This is a genomic window from Pedobacter changchengzhani (assembly GCF_004354365.1).
Classification (GTDB): domain Bacteria; phylum Bacteroidota; class Bacteroidia; order Sphingobacteriales; family Sphingobacteriaceae; genus Pedobacter; species Pedobacter changchengzhani.
This window is the reverse complement of sequence record NZ_SJCY01000006.1, coordinates 104,343-123,120: the sequence shown is the minus strand read 5'-3', so window position 1 is coordinate 123,120 and position 18,778 is coordinate 104,343. Positions and strand designations below refer to the sequence as shown.

At 35.0% G+C, this 18,778-nt stretch carries 14 protein-coding genes; 7 read left to right on the top strand and 7 right to left on the bottom strand.

All coding sequences use genetic code 11. From position 1 onward, the window contains the following. Positions 1–7 precede the first annotated feature (7 nt). The 4 genes from EZJ43_RS10325 to mnmE form a co-directional block, all read right to left on the bottom strand. Positions 8–1,123, bottom strand: coding sequence for a phosphoadenosine phosphosulfate reductase family protein (locus EZJ43_RS10325; protein ID WP_133262634.1), 1,116 nt, complete (start codon positions 1,121–1,123; stop codon positions 8–10). After that, positions 1,107–4,343 (bottom strand): P-loop NTPase family protein, encoded by a 3,237-nt coding sequence (locus tag EZJ43_RS10320; RefSeq protein WP_133262633.1) that lies wholly within the window; start codon positions 4,341–4,343, stop codon positions 1,107–1,109. The genes EZJ43_RS10325 and EZJ43_RS10320 overlap by 17 nt, the downstream gene beginning before the upstream one ends. Continuing rightward, complete coding sequence (locus tag EZJ43_RS10315; protein ID WP_133262632.1) at positions 4,336–5,211, bottom strand: DUF4007 family protein; 876 nt, start codon at positions 5,209–5,211, stop codon at positions 4,336–4,338. Before EZJ43_RS10315 ends, EZJ43_RS10320 begins: the two co-directional genes overlap by 8 nt. Positions 5,212–5,500: 289 nt before the next feature. After that, positions 5,501–6,859 (bottom strand): tRNA uridine-5-carboxymethylaminomethyl(34) synthesis GTPase MnmE, encoded by a 1,359-nt coding sequence (mnmE, locus tag EZJ43_RS10310; RefSeq protein WP_133262631.1) that lies wholly within the window; start codon positions 6,857–6,859, stop codon positions 5,501–5,503. 327 nt (positions 6,860–7,186) lie between these two features. Between mnmE and EZJ43_RS10305 the strand changes: the two genes are divergently transcribed. Continuing rightward, positions 7,187–8,308: an AI-2E family transporter gene (locus EZJ43_RS10305; protein WP_133262630.1), complete on the top strand. Its 1,122-nt coding sequence runs from the start codon at positions 7,187–7,189 to the stop codon at positions 8,306–8,308. Between the two features lie 204 nt (positions 8,309–8,512). Here the strand turns inward: EZJ43_RS10305 and EZJ43_RS10300 are convergent, their stop codons facing one another. The 3 genes from EZJ43_RS10300 to argS all read right to left on the bottom strand — a co-directional run bounded on the left by EZJ43_RS10300 (position 8,513) and on the right by argS (position 11,694). Further along, entirely contained in the window at positions 8,513–8,902 is a 390-nt protein-coding gene (locus EZJ43_RS10300) for a GreA/GreB family elongation factor (RefSeq protein WP_165953140.1), read from the bottom strand. 140 nt (positions 8,903–9,042) lie between these two features. Continuing rightward, positions 9,043–9,426: a GreA/GreB family elongation factor gene (locus tag EZJ43_RS10295; protein WP_133262628.1), complete on the bottom strand. Its 384-nt coding sequence runs from the start codon at positions 9,424–9,426 to the stop codon at positions 9,043–9,045. A 495-nt stretch (positions 9,427–9,921) separates the two neighbouring features. Continuing rightward, complete coding sequence (gene argS, locus EZJ43_RS10290; RefSeq protein ID WP_133262627.1) at positions 9,922–11,694, bottom strand: arginine--tRNA ligase; 1,773 nt, start codon at positions 11,692–11,694, stop codon at positions 9,922–9,924. A gap of 302 nt (positions 11,695–11,996) precedes the next feature. Between argS and EZJ43_RS10285 the strand changes: the two genes are divergently transcribed. The 6 genes from EZJ43_RS10285 (at position 11,997) to EZJ43_RS10260 (ending at position 18,707) form a co-directional block, all read left to right on the top strand. Beyond that, positions 11,997–13,766: a CotH kinase family protein gene (locus EZJ43_RS10285; RefSeq protein ID WP_133262626.1), complete on the top strand. Its 1,770-nt coding sequence runs from the start codon at positions 11,997–11,999 to the stop codon at positions 13,764–13,766. Between the two features lie 19 nt (positions 13,767–13,785). After that, complete coding sequence (locus EZJ43_RS10280; protein WP_133262625.1) at positions 13,786–15,210, top strand: arginine deiminase family protein; 1,425 nt, start codon at positions 13,786–13,788, stop codon at positions 15,208–15,210. Between the two features lie 55 nt (positions 15,211–15,265). Continuing rightward, a complete protein-coding gene (gene ctlX, locus EZJ43_RS10275; RefSeq protein WP_133262624.1) occupies positions 15,266–16,270 on the top strand; it encodes a citrulline utilization hydrolase CtlX in 1,005 nt (334 codons plus the stop codon). A 1,044-nt stretch (positions 16,271–17,314) separates the two neighbouring features. Then, complete coding sequence (locus tag EZJ43_RS10270) at positions 17,315–17,893, top strand: PhnA domain-containing protein (protein WP_133262623.1); 579 nt, start codon at positions 17,315–17,317, stop codon at positions 17,891–17,893. Between the two features lie 294 nt (positions 17,894–18,187). Continuing rightward, positions 18,188–18,394 carry a hypothetical protein gene (locus EZJ43_RS10265; RefSeq protein WP_133262622.1) on the top strand — a complete coding sequence of 69 codons (207 nt, stop codon included), beginning with the start codon at positions 18,188–18,190 and terminating at the stop codon, positions 18,392–18,394. After that, a complete protein-coding gene (locus tag EZJ43_RS10260) occupies positions 18,384–18,707 on the top strand; it encodes a type II toxin-antitoxin system RelE/ParE family toxin (RefSeq protein ID WP_133262621.1) in 324 nt (107 codons plus the stop codon). Before EZJ43_RS10265 ends, EZJ43_RS10260 begins: the two co-directional genes overlap by 11 nt. Positions 18,708–18,778 lie beyond the last annotated feature (71 nt).

The window sequence follows — 18,778 nt, the reverse complement described above, 5'->3', positions numbered from 1 at the left end:
ATTTATCTTATACAAAACAAGCTAAACAACCTTCTTCTTCTGCATCTAATATATCAATCAGTTTATTAGAGCGATAATTTTTGGCAGCGTTTTGTTGTTTGGTTAAAAATTCTTCTTTTATCTGTTTAATCCTTTCAGGATTGATTAATTCTTCTAAACGTTCATCCTGCATCCAGGTGTAGCCATCTTTTTCATACTCAACCGCTAAAAAGAATTTGGCTGGGTTTTGTTCGTATAGCCACACCCATTCTATTTTACGTTGGAAAAAGCAAAAGAAACAACCGGATCGGCTACGGTTATAATACCCTGTTTTCCCGTTTACCTCATAAGGTATCTCTTCGTAATAAGCAGGTACACCTACCCCGCTTTCTCTTAATATCCTAAAGATATCATCACGTATGAGGATGGATTCATTATCCAATAAAGGAAAATCATCTACCAATGCAATTGGCAATGGGCTGTCTTTTAAGGAATGGAAAGCTACATGATTAAACTCTTTAATCCCTAAACTCATTAATGCTTTTAACTTTTGGTTTTGGCTATAAGCTAAAGACAATGGAGTTTTAATAATATCAACAGCACGTTGATATAAATTTTGGCTTAAAAAATCTTTGTATAAGGAAAGTAGCTTTTGCTGGTTATCGTTTTTTAACACTTTTCCAATTACTTCTTCACTCCAGATATTTTCACGGAATGGGAAGATAGATTGTACATGTGGTTTGGTAGAGATATAACCTTCACGATCTTCATCACCACGGATGCCCACATAAGAGATTACTGGAGTAGTACCAATATAGTTTTCAAAAGGCTCAATCTTTAATTTTTGGGTACACCAACGGGCGTTTGAAGATGGTAAATAGCCACCATATAAATTGTGGTAGAAATCGAATGGATTTCCTTTATCACCTTCCTTTGCGTATAGCTTATTAATGCTTAGGCCAAGCTTAGACTCTAGATTACGGATAAGTTGGTAAGTTTCTTCCAACTCCTTCCCCGTATCGCAAGTATAAAACTCGATATCCATTTGTGGATACAGTTCTTTCATGTAAATGGCAAGTGCAGCACTGTCTTTGCCACCTGATATACCCAATACATGCCTTACGTGGTTATTTTCCTTCGTCATCTAATACTTGTTTGAGTATTTTAGCCAAGATAGCAATTTTTGTGCTTTTATTTGTAGTTCCCATTAAATCTGACATTCCCCTTTCCAAACTTTGGAATTGAGCATCTTGTGTTTTCGACATGCGGATAATTCTATGGTTCAAAATACTACCTGGTGTAGTGAGTTCAAATTTAAAAATCAATTCCTCATCCAAGTTTACTTTTTGCAGAGCCATATCGTTAAGGTTATCTAATTCGTGTATAAGCGAATGGAAACGTTCTTGCAGGTTTTCTACTTCTTTATCGGTAATTTGATCGAGTGTTTTACCAACTGTAGCTTGTGCTACAGACGACAACCAAGCCCCTCTATCTTCTAATGGAGAGCATAATCGATCGTAAAAGGTTTTTTGGTAAGGAAGTAATAAATATTGTTTTAATGATTTTTGATACCGTGCCTTTAGCTTTTCAGTATAGCTAGTGAAATCGTAATCTTCATTCCAAAGGCCGTTAATAATAGCCTCAAATTTATGCAACAGTATATCATAAGCATTGCGTAATTCTCTGATTGATTCTTGCAGGTCGGCACTGTAATTGGTTAATAATTCGGGATTATTGTTTAATTGCACCAAATCATAATTCAAAGCACTTGGAAAATCTTCAAAAAATAATTTCTCGGGTTCGGTTGCTTCTGTTAATGCCCTTCTTACCGCAATTGTTTTTTTGCTTAAGTTTTTAGTTTGTTTTACATAAGGTTTTAAGTCTTTATAAAATTTAAAAAATGGAATGATGGTTTTAATGAAAGCATCGTTAGAAGTTCTTTGCGCCTCACCTAAAGACAATAAGTCTCTGTACTGATTGAATAGGCGTACTTTAATGCCATCTGTATCATAAGCTTTGATGTAATACTGCTGTGGATTTTTAACCAATAATTCCAAGACTTCCGCATCTATATCGGGAATGAAACCATTTGTGCCATAAAGCGCAAAATCGTCCGTTTTCATAATGAGGTAAATGGGAATCCAAAAATCTAAGAAACCTTTTTTAAGTTTGAATGGCGCCTGTTCTAAAAGCTCATAAAAATCGGCAACACTACGTTTAGCACCCTTAGTACTGCCAACAAAATTATTGCAAGCATTAAACAAGGGGATAAATCGGTTATGATCTAAATTTGCATCGGTAATTTCTTTTAACGCCCAGCCATTTTCTGTTTCTTCGTGTATGCCTGTTTGATGCAATAAAGATAGGTATATACTTTTTTGTGGCGGAAAACCTTCTATACCTAACCCATCAATAGTTTCATTGTTTAATAAAGCATGTATTAAAGCTTTTCTAGCACCAGATATAGGTGTCGATAATTTGCTTTTATTGGCAAGTTCGCTTATAAACTTTGGTGTAAGCGAGTAAACTTCATCGGTAATTACAGATAAAAAGGCATTAAAATCTTTACTGCTGTTAAAGTTTTTGATTTCACCTTTATAATACCACTTTACCGAAGCAATATCATAAAAGCCTTCATATAGATAATAGTTAAGCAAGTTTTTTTGAATTTCTTCAATGGCACTTAACTCACGTTGGATAATTTTATCATTAGGGTATTTTGCTTTTGCAATTTTTGCTTTTTCGATTTCTTCAATGGCATGTTGTATATCAGTAACCCTTAAAAAGTGGGCATAAAGAACTGCTTGATCATTTTCAGTAGATGCCTCAATGATTTCAGATTCTTTAATATTTTCGTTAAAGATTAGGTTAATGAAACCATCTACTTGCCCTTTAGGTTTTGAAGCCGCATAAGGTGCATCTGTAATTTTATATTCAAAAGCTCTAGGCGTACCTTTTTCGTAATAGGCTCTTTTGGCTGCTATTGGTGCTAAAGGTAAATAGCCGTTTAAAAAACTAACGATATTATTCGCTCGGCTAACTTCTAAGCCAGCTTCTTGTATGGCATCATCAATATTTACAATGGTTGTTTCCGAATAAAAGAAACGATTAGAATATTTGTTATAGGCTAAGAGGTTTTTTCGTTGTAGATTGAGTAAAGCATCTGCAACACCAGTAAGCTTTCCTGTTAATTCGATATACGCCACTAAGAACTTTTCGTCTAATTTCGCTCCTGCATGACTGAAAATATTTAGCAAACCTATGGTTTTTATTAAGGTTTGATAAAGAATATGTTCTTTTTCTTCTACTTCGCCTTCAACTCTTTCTAAAGCATTTTTAATCTCTGCCCATTTGCTATAATGAATATTGGCTTTAGAATTTAGGTACGAATAAAGGTTATAATTTAAATAGTCATATACGTTTGATACCGCATAGAAATTTTGCCTTTGCTGATCAAATTCTCTTAAACCGTAAAAACTATCGGTATTTAAAAAGGTAAATAATGACCGTTCATTTTGTCCATATTGCTGTAAACCCAATGCTAGTATGCTACCCGATAGTAAATCTAATGGATAGATTTTTTTTGCAATTTTTTGATCGAAATAATCCTTTAGTGAAAATGCTTTAGCTTGGGCAATGGTGTTGATTAATGCAACAATATTTTCTTCTTGTGATGCATTAGGTGTTGCTGCAATTTTTTTACTAGACAACAAAAGCAATTGCTCTACAGGCTCGTTAAAGGTTAACTCTTTAAAGCGGCCTTTAACTTTAGTCCACTCATTACGTTGTGTTGCATTTAAGCTAGCCGCATAAGCAGAGAAATCTTGGTGCAGGGTAGTTATAAATGCAGCTTCATTTTCTGTATTGTTAATTAATTCTGCAATTTGCTGTAAAAAATAAAGTTCTTTTTCTGCTCCATTTGCTGAGGCATATTCTAGAAATTTACCGAACTCATCTATAACAAAAAACAAACAGTGTCCTTGACCATTAGCTGATTGAATCAAGGTTTCGAGCTCATGAACCAACACACTAGTTTTATTACTTGTTGAACCAATTGCCTGAGCTACATTATCGATAATAGAATCGTAACTGCCCACAAGGTTGATAAAATCGAAGCGTTTAAATTTAGTCCACTTTTTGTCGTCAATAAAAATATTTTCTGCGTTTAAATGGTAATTGAGCGCATTAAGAAATGTCGATTTACCAGTCCCATAGGCACCAATTAAATTAATTGACCTGATGCCTGAAGCAAAATTGTTAATTAGCACCTCAAATACATCTTGCGTATTGGGCGTAATGATATAATCTGCAACATCGAAGTTGTTCAGTAATATGTTTTGAGACGGCGAAAATTGCTTAACCATAATATTGATTTAAAACCTCCAACTTATCCACTTCATTTTTCATTTGTAACACCCTATTACCAGCCGTTTCGTTATAGTTAAAATTATGTGGCCATCGATTTGCCAATTGAATCAGCTTTTCTTCCAATCCTTTTTCCGTTAAGCAAAAAATGTTTCCTGGTGAATTAATAGCTTCTAGTAGATCCTTAAAGGATAGGGATTTGTCTTTATTACCGTAGTTATCTAATATAGCATAGGCAAAAATTTCCAAAGGCAATTCGTCTCTACTTTCTCGTACAACTCTAAACCATTGCACCGGATTTTTGCCATCCAGGTCTAATCGACTAAAGGGTCTAATTAAATTAAGTTCTACTAATAAATTAGCTGTTTCTTCTTCGATATCTGCCTTGCCATCGTTTGACCTATTGTAAGTTCGCAAGAAAACATTCGCATCCGAATCATAGGTTTTATCGCTAAAATGTTTAGCGCCACTTTCTTCAGTTTTTCTTTTTAGGTAGGCAATTAATTGCAGTTTATTAAATTCGTTTTTTTCCTTTAGAAATTGATTAAAGAAGGTATTAAAAATAAATAATTTTTCGTTCTTAATGGCAGCATAGTGTAGTAACCATAAACTAGCTGTGTCTTCTAAATAGGGATCTCGTCCAGCTAATAAATAATCTCCAAACTCTGTTATGGCATTATCGTCAGTTATGATGTTGAATCCGCGTAGCCAGAATTTTATGGAGGTCGTCATATTCTTACCAACACCTAAATGCACTACTGCATCTTCGTCGGTAAATGACCTGTTTGATAAAATATGTTCAAAACCTTTTTTCAGCCAGAATTGGCGGCATACAAAGGTTTCATGCCCACTAAAACTTATTTTCATTTTGATTCAATTATTCTTCAAAAATTCATTACTTACTACTGCCTAAGCCTTTGCCCTAATGTTTCCAGGCGTAGATCGGAAATAAATAAAACACTACAAAAATTAGCATTTTTCAATCGCCTTATAATACTTTTTAACATCCATGCAAAATAGGTCTACTCAAAAAGAAAAATAAAAAGTTCTATAGAATCAAGTAAGTTGCAGAATTCATCTATTTAAAAGCACTTTAGCCTCCGCATTTACAAGGATAATAAAGTTATGCATTAAAAACACAAATTTCTACCATTAATTATTTTCCGATGCAAAACTTACTAAAAATATTTTCCAACAAATCATCAGTTGTTACTACACCTGTAATCTCACCTAAATAATGAAGGGCCTGTTTAATATCCATCGCCAAAAAATCAGAAGTGATCGGATTATCAATATTATTTAGCACGTTAGCCAAAGCGTTTTCTGTATTTTGTAAAGCTTGTAAATGGCGAATATTGGTCACCAATGTTTCGCTGGTGTTTATCGAAAGCAGATTAACTTTAGCGAGTAAAGCCGTTTTAAGTTCTTCTACACCGATATTTTCTTTGGCCGACAAAAACAATACTTCCTTTTGCGCAAATTCATTCTTTTGTTCGTCATTAAACAAATCTGCTTTGTTTACAACCGCCAAATATGGAATATCGATTTTATTCAAATCGGTCAGTTGTTCTTGAAGTTCATCTGGAGTTTGCAAAGCATCAACCATGTAAATAATAAGCTTTGCTTGCTTCATTCGTGCTAAAGTACGCTCCACTCCTTTCGCTTCAATAATATCGGCAGTATCTCTAATCCCTGCAGTATCAATAAAACGGAAAATGATGCCATTGATGTTTAATTCATCTTCAATGGTATCTCGAGTAGTGCCCGCAATTTCTGAAACGATTGCACGCTCTTCATTTAGCAAAGCATTTAGTAAGGTCGATTTCCCCACATTAGGCTTACCAGCTATTACAATTGGTACTCCATTTTTTAATACATTACCCATTTCGAAGGATGAAATAAGGCGTTGCAAAACAGAATTTATTTTTAAAATTAACGTACGCAATTGGTCGCGATTGGCAAATTCCACATCTTCTTCTGCAAAATCGAGTTCCAGTTCAATCATCGAAGCAAAGTGGACCAATTGATCGCGTAAACCCTTCAGCTCATTGCTAAAACCACCGCGCATTTGCTGTATCGCCACATCGTGCGAAGCTTTACTATCAGAAGCTATTAAATCGGCTACAGCTTCTGCTTGACTTAAATCGAAAGCCCCATTTAAAAAAGCACGTAAAGTAAATTCTCCAGGTTTCGCCGCTCTTGCGCCTTTTTTAATCAACAAATTTAAAATCTGCTGAATAATGTAATTGGAGCCGTGACAAGAAATCTCAACCACATTTTCTTTGGTATATGATTTTGGCGCAACATACAAACCAGCAACAACTTCATCTACAATTACATCGCCATCTTTTATTAAACCAAAATGCAGGGTATGCGAGATTTGTTGCGTAAGGTCCTTTCCCGCAAAAACTTGGTTGGTAATGCTTATCGCATCTGGACCTGATAAACGGATTACGCCTATCGCACCGCTTCCTTGTGGAGTTGATAAAGCAATTATAGTATCTTGAGTATTCATCTTTATTTTACGAGTGGTAAAAATAACGCTTATCGCCTTATTAATGATGGAAATGGGGTAATTTTTTTTAATAAATTTAATATTGGAGATTGTATAATGATTTTTTGGAGTGGAAATTACTAAATATGGAGCTTGTGAATTGAGTTGGATGTACAAAACAAAATATCACCCTCGCCACCTCGCAGTCCAGCACACCTCATCCTTGAAAAAAGGCAGTGAATTAAAAGAAACGCCTAATATTTCTATTATAGCGTATAGGTTTTAAACAAATTAAGAATAAAACATTTTTATTACCTTGCTGTTTAGCAGTTGGAAACTAAATAACTTATGCAGAATACCCTACCCTTAACCGTAAAAAGATCGATTGAATTATTGGGACTAATTGCCATTGTTGCAGTAATGGTTATTGGAAAAGACATTATTATGCCGATTTTAATGGCATTCTTTATAAGCATAATGCTCCTTCCTATTTATCGCTTTTTAAAAAGAAAGAAACTACCTGAAAGTTTGGCAATTGTGTTTTCAATTTTAGTAGTGGCATTATTTGTTTCGTTAGTAGTGTGGTTTTTTTCGCACCAAATCGGCTTGCTCGTAAGTGATTTTCCTCAAATCAAGAAAAATGTAGCCCTGCATATTAATTCGTTAAGCGATTGGATAACCAACATAACGCACTATAACGATAAGCAACAGAAAGCTTTTATTCAGGCCAAAAGCGATGATTTGATGAACATGGGAACCTCTCTTGCTGGTGGCGCAGCGGTTACGTTAAGTGGTGTTTTTGTATTTCTTGGATTGTTGCCAATTTACATTTACCTCATGCTGTTTTATAAAGATATTTTGGTAAGATTTATATTTATGTGGTTTAAACCTCAAGATCATCCAAAGGTGAAAGATGCTATTTATGAAACCGAATCAATCATCAAAAGCTACTTAATCGGCCTGCTTATTCAAATTACCTACATGACTATCCTTTTGGGTGGAATTTTAATGCTCATTGGGATTAAGCATGCTTTATTAATTGGCGTAATTTTCGCGATTTTAAATTTAATTCCATACATCGGTGCGCTGATTGGCAATTTGATTGGTGTATTGCTTACCCTTACATCTTCCCAAGAATTATGGCCGGTGATTACCGTTTTAGGTGTTATTGCTTTTGTTCAGTTTTTAGATAACAATATTTTAATGCCACGTATTGTAGGTTCTAAAGTTAAAATAAACGCGCTATTCGCAATTCTCGGTGTGTTTATTGGGGGAAGTATAGCTGGAGTTTCGGGTATGTTTTTGGCTTTGCCGACAGTAGCTGTGTTAAAAATTATTTTTGATCGTACAGAAATGTTCAAACAGTGGGGTGTGTTGTTAGGGGATGAACGCCCAGCGAAAAGTCCTATGAGTTTTCCACGATTTAGACGTAGACAGCATGTTCCGAGTAAAGAAGGAACTGAAAAATAAGATATTGGTAATAAATCTACATGTTTGCTGTTATCAGCGCACCGATTTAAATCCATCAAACCTTTTACAGCGTAGTAAAAGATGTTTTTAGACGACACCAACCATGGATAATCCTAGGCATAACTATTAAAAAAAAAAGCTAATAAGCGGCTTATCATTAACCGCTTATTAGCTTTATCATTATAAGAAATAAAGAACTGAATTTTATAAATCACTCACTTCTTCAATTCTAAAGGCTTTTTCACCTTCTTCAGTATGCCACTCGATAATCGAATCAACTTCGTGACCTAATAGCGCAAGGCCAACTTCAGATAAAATTGAAATGGTACCATGTTTTGCACGGGCAACATTTGCCGGCACAAATAAATAAGTAAGTGCTTCGCCAGAATTAATTTCTCTAACTACTACTTTTTTGTAAACATCTACAATGTTTGCTGGTAAATCTCTTCTATTTACCTGTTTAGCGGTTCTTAGTTCAGATACAATTTGACCTTCATTTTTAGGGTTAATTTTTTTCCTTCTAATTTGATCTTTTAAAATATCAAACATTCCTGTTGTTAATATAATCTGTTTTTTTGTTTCTTGGGTAGTCATAATAAATGTGATAAAATTTAATTTAAAAATAATTTCCATAGCATATTCTTATCGCCCCGGTGGCTATAGTCCCCCGAGGCAGAATTACTAAAATCCATTATAATTTTAAATCTACATCTATTCATATTACTCTTATTTAATTAGGGTGCAATCACCTCCGTTATTTTAAATTGCTTTAATCCTGCCGGAACTTTCCACTTTACAACCTCCCCTTCTCTGAAACCAATAAGCGCAGCGGCAATTGGCGTCAATATCGAGATCTTTTTTTGCTTAATATCAGCATACTGAGGCAATACGATGATAATCTCCATGGCTTCTCCAGTGGTTTCCTCAACAATTTTGATTTTAGAATTTAATCTGATGGCGTTTTTCGGAAAAGCGTCGTCTTTAATCACCACTGCTCGACTTAATTCTGAAGAAAGCGACATGGCTTCATCAGGTTTTGAAATCTTACTAAAAAAAGGTTTCAATAAATTATAGTCACTTTCGGTGACAATAACTGGATTGCTTTCATTTAAGTTCATATTTTCATTTAAATTAAATAATTGTAATTGGGTTAGTTTTTTGTATCAGGAATTTAAAAAATTACCATTATCGCTGTTAACTGCGTTAAATTTTGTTCGGGATATTTTTAAAAAAAACAAAAGAATCATCACGCAAATGCGAATGTTCTAAATTTTAAATAATAAAAAGATACAAGGAATCCCCGGTCCTGAATTTGCTTTCTTTGTTTTAGAAGGCCGGGGCAATATTATCAAAATCCTTAAAGGAAGGAATGTAAAAAACGATACTACAAAAACCAAATGCAGTTTTAAGCACCATACCTTTAAATAAGGTAAAATGCTTCAGAAGCTTAAAGCCTCTTTCTTTTAGGTCGATATGTAGATATTTGTTTTTCAAACTTACCAAACATAGCAAATTAAATTGCTAAAACAAATTAATTGTAGCAATGGTAATGCAAAAGTTACTTAACATAACAGCCAGTTTTCTCCTCGCTAGAAAAAAAAATAAACCGAAGCTTACATCCTTTCTGGCGAAGTAATGCCCAATATAAGCATACCTGCGTTAATGATATCAGCGGTTTTTTTGCATAAGTTTAAACGAAACTGCTTTGCTTCTCCGGCTTCGGTTTTTACAATTGGTGGTACTTCATGGTAAAACTTATTAAACAACTTAGCCAATTCGTATAAGTAATTGGCTAAACTCGCCGGACTAAAAGCTTTTGCTGCAATTGCAAGCTCCGAAGGATATTTAGCCAACAGTAAAATCATATCTAACTCTACATCAGAAATACCAGAAAACTCACTTCCGTTAACTTTAAATTCGTAATCAGCTTTGCTTAACAGCGATTTTATTCTTGCATGTGTGTATTGTATAAACGGGCCCGTATTACCTTGAAAATCTATGCTTTCTGCAGGATTAAACAACAATCTTTTCTTCGGTTCTACCTTGAGCAAGAAGTACTTTAAAGCGCCTAAACCAATATTTTTATATAATTCTTCTTTATCGGTTTCGCTAAAATCGTTGGTTTTACCCAATTCTTCCGTCTTCTCACGAGCAGTGTTAATCATGCTTTCAATCAACTCGTCGGCATCTACAACGGTTCCTTCCCTACTCTTCATTTTGCCGTTTGGTAAATCAACCATCCCGTACGATAAATGATAAAGTCCTTTCGCCCAGCCTTTACCCAATTTATCTAAAATCAAAAACAAAACCTTAAAATGATAATCCTGTTCATTGCCCACCACATAAATAGATTCATCCATTTGGAAATCATCATGTTTCATTTCGGCAGTGCCCAAATCTTGCGTAATGTAAACCGAAGTTCCATCGGCACGCAAAACAAGTTTTTCATCTAAGCCGTCGGCTGTTAAATCAATCCAAACCGAGCCATCTTCCTTTTTAAAGAAAACGCCCTTCGCCAAGCCCTCATCAACTGTTCCTTTGCCCAATAAATAGGTATTGCTTTCGTAATAAAATTTATCGAAATCTACACCTAAGTTTTTATACGTTACGTTAAAGCCAGCATACACCCATTCGTTCATGGTTTTCCAAAGCCAAACCACAGCTTCATCGCCTTGCTCCCATTTCAAAAGCATTTGTTGTGCTTCTTTAATTAATGGTGCATTTTTTTTCGCTTCGTCTTCTGTTTGTCCGCCGGCTTTTAAGGTTTCAATTTCTTTTTTATATTCTTTATCGAAAATTACATAGTATTTCCCTACCAAATGATCGCCCTTTAAGCCAGTACTTTCTGGTGTTTCGCCGTTGCCCCATATTTGCCAAGCCAGCATCGATTTACAAATGTGGATACCACGATCGTTAACCAAGTTTACTTTAACTACATCGTAACCATTCGCTTTCAGCAATGCTGAAACAGAGTAACCTAATAAATTATTGCGAACGTGCCCTAAATGGAGTGGTTTATTGGTATTTGGCGAAGAATATTCTACCATTACTTTTTTACCGTTTTGCGGAAAAACCCCGAAATCGGCGCCTAAGATCTCCGTATTAAATTGATTAAGGAAGAAACTTTCGGCAATGCTTAAATTTAAAAATCCTTTAACTACATTAAATCCAGTTACCTCTGCTACGTTGGCTACCAAATACTCGCCAATTTCATTTGCAGTTTGCTCAGGCGATTTTTTTGATATTTTGGTAATCGGGAAAACAACAATCGTTGCCTGACCTTCAAATTCTTTACGCGTATCTTGTATGTTGATCACACTTTCGGCAACTTCTTCTTTGTAAAGTTCTAAAATGGCTTTCTGTGCTTTGGAAATAATAAAATTCATGGTGCGAAATTAATAAAAAAGTCGGGAAGTGAGGAAGGTCGAGGGTTGGAAGTCCGAAAAGTACGAGGTTGAAGAACCGAAGTTTGAAGTTTGGCTGCAAAAAGGTTGGGAAGGTATGAAAGTCTAACGTTGGTAGATTAGGAGACAAAACATTAAGATTTGAAGGTTGGTTCGATGTAGTAATGAGCTAGCTAGTTAGATGTAAATACTTTGTTATTTAAAAACTAAACTTCAACAACAAACCGGCTAAAATGAAAAAAAATCTTAATTTAGCCCGCTAACCTATAAATAGCATAAAGTATATGAGAATTTATTTAAAGCTGTTCTTTATCATATCCATAGTTTCTGCAGTAACATCTTGTAAAAAAAAGGAAGATATTTTAGAACAAACTAAAATTCCTGGTAGATTGATTGCTTTTAAAATTGAAAGTAAGAATAACGCTGCCTACATCCAATCGGATCTTTATGGCATGACTGGAGATAATGAAATTAAAATAGATGTACCTAACGGCATAAATTATTCATCATTAGTTGCTACATTTAGTTTCGAAGGTGCAAAAGTTGAAGTAAACGGTGTAAACCAAGTCTCTGAAAAAACTGTTAATGATTTCTCGAAACCGCTAATTTATAAAGTAACTGGCAGCGATGGTACTGTTGGCTCTTATACGATAACTATTAATAAGGTAGATGACGTTGGCTTGAAATTTTCTTCATTTTACATTTTAAAAAGTTATAATGATAAAATTTCAAATGATATACAATTTTCTGTTGTAAATGACACTTTAACAGGCGATTTTAGTGGTTACGTTAAATCCTTTAAACCAACTTTCGTAACCAGTGCAGTAGATGTTAGGGTTGGCAACGAAAAGCAATATTCGAATATTTCTACTTTAGATTTAACACGTGTAATCAATTATACCTTAACCTCGCCTACTGGGCAGAAAAAGGATGTTGTGGTTAAATTAAACTACAAAAATATACCACATCTATATATCAATACAGCTGGTAAACAACCAATTATTTCTCAAGATGATTACTTAACTGCAGATTTAGATATTGTTGGCAATCAGGATTATGCGGGTTTTAAAGCAACAACAAAAGTAAAAGGAAGAGGAAATAGTACGTGGAGCTATGATAAAAAGCCTTACCGATTAAAATTGGATAAAAAAGTATCAATTTTTGGTATGAGAGAAGGTAAAGATTATGTGTTGTTGGCTAATTATTTAGATCCAACATTGATGTTAAATGCCACAGCACTAAATGTAGGCAAACTTTTAAACATGCCTTATACCAACAACATTGTGGCAGTGGATGTTACTATAAATGGTGTAGATATGGGCAATTATATGCTAACGGAACAAATTGAGGTTAGTTCGAGCAGAATTAATATTGAAGATGGTGGAAAACTTTTGGAACTGGATAGTTATTTCGATGAGGATTATAAGTTTTACTCTAATGGCTATGGTTTGCCTGTAAATATAAAGTATCCTAAACTAACAAATCAAAGCGAAGTTGTTGCGATTAAAAGTGATTTCCAGATTATGGAAAACTTAGTAAAAGCAAGCAGTTTCCCTAATAATAATTATGCTGATTACATCGACTTAAATGAATTGGCAAATTACCTTTTGGTTACCAATTTAATTTGTAATATCGAAATTGGCCACCCAAAAAGTGTTTACATGTTTAAACCAAAAAACGGAAAATATACCGCTGGCCCACTTTGGGATTATGATTGGGCATTTTCTTTTGATGGTGGTGGTACTTATTTTACATCTGCGAGTACCAGTATGTTTTACACTGAAGGCGCTGGGAAAAACTTCTTTTCGAGATTTTTTCTTGATCCAAATTTTAAAACCATTTACAAACAAAAATGGCTCGCTTTTAAAGCGACGAAATTTCCAGCTTTGCTAAGTTATGTTGATACTTATTCTGCCACAATTAAGGCTTCTCATGCTTACGATCAAACGTTATGGCGCACTGGTCAGCTTGATATTAGTTCATACACACAATCGTTAAAAAATTGGTTAAACGGAAGAGCAACTTACATGGATAATTATGTAGCCTCTTTTTAATTTTACAAAGGAAAATATTTTGAAAATAAATGTAACAACGGAGATTGGCAGATTAAGGAAACTGCTAATCCACAGTCCGGATAGTGGTTTAGGAAAGGTTGTACCCTCAAAAGCACAAGATTGGCTTTTTGAAGATATTGTGCATTTAGATACCATTCGCAAGGGCGAGTATGATTACTATCTTAAGCTTTTGATGTATTTTCTTGATCCTGAAAAGATTAAAGGAAAGTTAGCACAAATAGATTCGGAAGACGGCAATAGAAATTTTTATAAGCCAAACCATCCCGATTTTCACAATTCGAAATCTGTTATTGAGATTCAAAACTTATTGAGCGAGATGCTTCAAGGTGAATCTATCCGGAAAAAATTAGTTGCTGCAGTTGCTTCCATAGAAGGTTGCACGTACAAGGTTCAAATGAAGTTGACCAATACCGACCCAAAGGAATTGGCAGAAATTTTGATTTCGGGTACTTTGGCCGATGATACCATGATATTTGCGCCAATCCCTAATTTAATTTTTACTAGGGATGTTGGTACAACAATAAATAATCATATTTTACTAAATAAACCTGCAAAAAAGGCCCGTGTAAGAGAAACGCTCTTAATGCGTTATATTTTCTTTAATCACCCATTATTTGCGCATTACAGCGAGAATATCCTTGAAATTCCGGATGTGACCATGCATTTTTTACGCCCCGGCGATGAACCTGCGTTTAGCACGACTTTAGAAGGTGGCGATGTGATGATGGTGAGTCCAAATCATGTTTTAATTGGATGTAGCGAACGAACATCAGAACACGGCGCAAATGAAGCCATTAAGTTATTGTTCGATAATGATGTGGTAGAAAAAGTAACGGTTGTTAAAATACCGAATAAACGGGATTATATGCACCTTGATACCGTTTTTACGCAGGTAAAACGTAATGTATGGGTAATTTTAAATTCGATAGCACATTCGCCAAAATACAATCCTTACGAACCAATTAATTTTTTAAAAGAACCCGAAAAATCAGAAGCGACCACAGCGATACAGTTTACAAAAGCCAACCCAAGTACACCAAAACATTTCGAACACGTAGAGGCATTATTGAATGATATTAGTCAGAATGATTTGAAAAGTACCGAGCCAACCAAAATTATATATAGCGGAAACAATACATTTCCGTACGATTCCAGAGAGCAATGGACGGATTCGTGTAATTTATTGGCCATTAAAGAAGGCGTTGTTTTAGGTTACGATAGAAACGACAAAACTGTTGATGCTTTTAAGGAAGCGGGATTTAATGTTGTTGATGTTAAAGACTTGATTCAAGATTTGGAAAGTGGTAAAGAAAATGTAGAAACCATTACCGATACTTTGGTTTTAATGCCTTCGGCCGAATTATCAAGAGCACGTGGCGGTTTCCATTGTATGAGTTTGCCGTTGCTGAGAGACGATATTTGAGGCTGAGGCCGATGTTGAAATCAAATCTTGATACTAAATACTTGATACTAAAAAAATGCAGACCACCAACCACCTTTTAATGATTCGTCCAGTTGATTTTAAATTCAATGAGCAAACCGCCGCGAATAATAAATTTCAAATTGCATCAACAGAGAGTGATGTACAAGCGAGTGCGTTAAAAGAGTTTGATGATTTTGTGGATATGCTACGACATAACGATATTGATGTGAGCGTAATTAACGATACCTTACAACCTGAAACACCCGATTCTATTTTTCCAAACAATTGGATTTCGTTTCACGATGATGGATCAGTTTTCTTATATCCGATGTTTTCAGAAAACCGAAGGTTGGAGCGTAGAAAAGAAATAATAGAAGGCTTACAGGAAAAATTTGAAGTAAACCACATCACCGATTTAAGCTTTTACGAAATGCAATATGCGTTTTTAGAAGGTACAGGTAGTATGGTTTTAGATCGGGTAAACAAAATTGCTTATGCTTGTTTAAGTGTGCGTACCGATCAAGAAGTATTAGATAATTTTTGCATGTTAACAGGTTATTCAGCAGTATCATTTCAAGCTGTTGATGGCTCGAATTTCCCAATTTACCACACCAACGTAATGATGTGTATTGGGACTGATTTTGCAGTAATTTGTTTAGATTCAATACCAAATCCCGAAGAAAGACTTAATGTATCGGTTAGTTTGAGTGGTTCAGGCAAAGAAATTATTGAAATTTCGCTAGATCAAATGAACCACTTCGCTGGCAATATGCTCGAGGTTTCTAATAAAAGCGGAGAGCGATTATTGGTGATGTCAGACCAAGCCTATTTATCTTTAAATGCGGAGCAGATTTCTAAATTAGAAAAGTATTGCAGAATTATATATGCGCCACTTTACACCATCGAAAAAAATGGTGGCGGTAGTGCAAGGTGCATGTTGGCAGAAGTGCATTTGCCAGAGAAATCGAAAAAATCAGATCTAAAATTAACAGACGGACGACATTCTAATTTTACAGATATAATAAACGGGGCTTATAATGAAAGTACAGATACGAATTAGCAATAATTACACTGCTCCGTTAATCTGGATTTACAATCCAGATTTTTGAGTAGAGGATTTAAAATCCTCAGTTAAATAGTTCAGGAAAACATTTCCTCAACAACGAGGATTGGAAAGTTATTGCAGAATTATTTATGCACCACTTTAATCCATCTGGCGCATGCGTTTTCGCTTGTGCCCAATGTATTTAAATTAAAATTGGTAAAATATAGTCTTGCTTGATTGCGAATCTGATTTTTTATAATAATAATATGCAACAACCGAAAAAGACTAAAACTTGTTTAAATTTAGCACAAGCGGGACGCTATGCGCTAGAATTACCAATTATTTGCTTGCACTAAATGGGACAGTTCGAAACTTAAAGGCAGTGCACAAAAACGAACAGATATCTCGTCGCCATGCTCACTCGATAAGACGTTGACTAACCCATTAATCGTCTTTTCAAAGGAGTTTTTCACGAGGAGAAATCCTTAAGATAAAAAGCAGTTGCTAACTTACCAGCAGTGCACAAAAACGAACAGATATCTCGTCGCCATGCTCACTCGATAAGACGTTGACTAACCCATTAATCGTCTTTTCGAAGGAGTTTTTCACGAGGAGAAATCCTTAAGTTAAAAAGCAGTTGCTAACTTACAAGCAGTGCACAAAAACGAACAGATATCTCGTCGCTATGCTCACTCGATAAGACGTTGACTAACCCCCATTAATCGTCTTTTCGAAGGAGTTTTTCACGAGGAGAAATCTCCAAGTTAAAAAGCAGTTGCTAACTTACCAGCAGTGCACAAAAACGAACAGATATCTCGTCGCTATGCTCACACGATAAGACGTAGACTAACCCCATTGATCGTCTTTTCGAAGGAGTTTTTCACGAGGAGAAATCTCTCCCGCTTTTTATACATCGTTCCCTTTTGGTTGGTGATAACACCAACCAAAGGCGAATAAAAGCCGAAATCCACCTACTTCTCCGTGCAAACCTCCGTGTTCTCTGTGGTAAAATAGACCGATAATCCTTTAAATTTCGTATTTTCGCCGAAAACCAACACTATGTCTTTACAGCAACAACTAGAAACTAGATCGGGCAATACATGCGAATTATGCACCTCTGATAAAAATTTATCGGTTTACGAAGTGCCACCGACAAGTAATGCAAATGCCGATAACAATATTTTAGTTTGTAAAACCTGTTTAGATCAGATTGAGAAAAGCGAACAAATTGATCCCGAACATTGGAAGGTTTTAACCGATACCATGTGGTCTGAATTTACGCCGGTGCAAATTGTAGCTTGGAGAATGTTGAGCAGATTGCGTAACGAAGGCTGGGCAAGCGATGCTTTGGATATTTTGTATTTAGACGATGATACTTTAGAATTAGCCAAAAAAACTGGCGATCATGAGCAAGATGCAACAGTAGAATTTCACCAAGATAGCAACGGAACCCGTTTATATGAAGGCGATACCGTTGTTTTAATTAAGACTTTAGATGTTAAAGGCTCTACTTTGAGTGCTAAATTAGGTACAGTGGTAAAAAGCATTCGTTTGGTACATGATAATACCGAACAAATTGAAGGTAAAGTAGAAGGACAAACAATCGTGATTTTGACTAAGTATTTAAGGAAAGGGTAGATCTACGCACCGTACCAATTTATCGTCATTGAGAGTATTGAATCCAGAAAGTTGATCATAAAATTCTAAATCTTTAGGTCGATAAGCAAAGGAAGCATTCACTGACCAACAGAGATTTAGATTAGCTCATATTTCTTTTGATAAACTATATTACTTAAATTTGTATTACTATTAATTATTCGGCTGCAATAGATAACTCGTATACTTAAAAAATTAAGTATCTTTCTACTGTAATAGATATAGAAATTATAAATACAGCCGCAACAATAACGCACGCAATTAAATAATGACATTATGAAAGTGATTTTGGATATAAAGGATAATAAAGTAGAATTTGTGATGGAACTACTTCAAAGTTTATCCTTTGTAAAAACCGAACCGATAAGTACTGCAAAGGCAGAATTATTTAAAGAATTACAAGCTTCTGCAGAAGAGGTTGTATTAGCTAAACTAGGGAAAATCAAACTAAAAACTGCTGAAGAACTATTGAATGAGTTATAATATTGAAGTTACAGCTTATTTTAGTAAACAATTAAAACGATTAGCCAAAAAATTTCCGTCTCTAAAGGAAGAGTTTGCAACACTCATTAACTCGCTAAAAGAAAATCCTACACAGGGTACAAACATTGGCAACAACTGCTACAAAATACGTTTAGCCATCTCTTCGAAACGAAAAGGCAAAAGTGGTGGTGCTAGGGTAATTACGCACTTACAAGTGACTGATACGAAAATCTACCTCCTTTGTATTTATGATAAAGCTGACCAAGCAAACATTAGCGACAAAGAGTTAGGTATCTGGCTAAAAGGCTTATAATAATTAAATTTGTCGGATTTTGTTAAAGTGGAATATCAAATGATAACCGTTTGTTTAGATGATGAATTAGA

Bases quoted from the DNA above. Each gene is read 5' to 3' on its own strand.
- EZJ43_RS10325 (WP_133262634.1), bottom strand. From the start codon at position 1,123: ATGACGAAGGAAAATAACCACGTAAGGCATGTATTGGGTATATCAGGT.
- EZJ43_RS10320 (WP_133262633.1), bottom strand. From the start codon at position 4,343: ATGGTTAAGCAATTTTCGCCGTCTCAAAACATATTACTGAACAACTTC.
- EZJ43_RS10315 (WP_133262632.1), bottom strand. From the start codon at position 5,211: ATGAAAATAAGTTTTAGTGGGCATGAAACCTTTGTATGCCGCCAATTC.
- mnmE (WP_133262631.1), bottom strand. From the start codon at position 6,859: ATGAATACTCAAGATACTATAATTGCTTTATCAACTCCACAAGGAAGC.
- EZJ43_RS10305 (WP_133262630.1), top strand. From the start codon at position 7,187: ATGCAGAATACCCTACCCTTAACCGTAAAAAGATCGATTGAATTATTG.
- EZJ43_RS10300 (WP_165953140.1), bottom strand. From the start codon at position 8,902: ATGACTACCCAAGAAACAAAAAAACAGATTATATTAACAACAGGAATG.
- EZJ43_RS10295 (WP_133262628.1), bottom strand. From the start codon at position 9,426: ATGAACTTAAATGAAAGCAATCCAGTTATTGTCACCGAAAGTGACTAT.
- argS (WP_133262627.1), bottom strand. From the start codon at position 11,694: ATGAATTTTATTATTTCCAAAGCACAGAAAGCCATTTTAGAACTTTAC.
- EZJ43_RS10285 (WP_133262626.1), top strand. From the start codon at position 11,997: ATGAGAATTTATTTAAAGCTGTTCTTTATCATATCCATAGTTTCTGCA.
- ctlX (WP_133262624.1), top strand. From the start codon at position 15,266: ATGCAGACCACCAACCACCTTTTAATGATTCGTCCAGTTGATTTTAAA.
- EZJ43_RS10270 (WP_133262623.1), top strand. From the start codon at position 17,315: ATGTCTTTACAGCAACAACTAGAAACTAGATCGGGCAATACATGCGAA.
- EZJ43_RS10265 (WP_133262622.1), top strand. From the start codon at position 18,188: ATGAAAGTGATTTTGGATATAAAGGATAATAAAGTAGAATTTGTGATG.
- EZJ43_RS10260 (WP_133262621.1), top strand. From the start codon at position 18,384: ATGAGTTATAATATTGAAGTTACAGCTTATTTTAGTAAACAATTAAAA.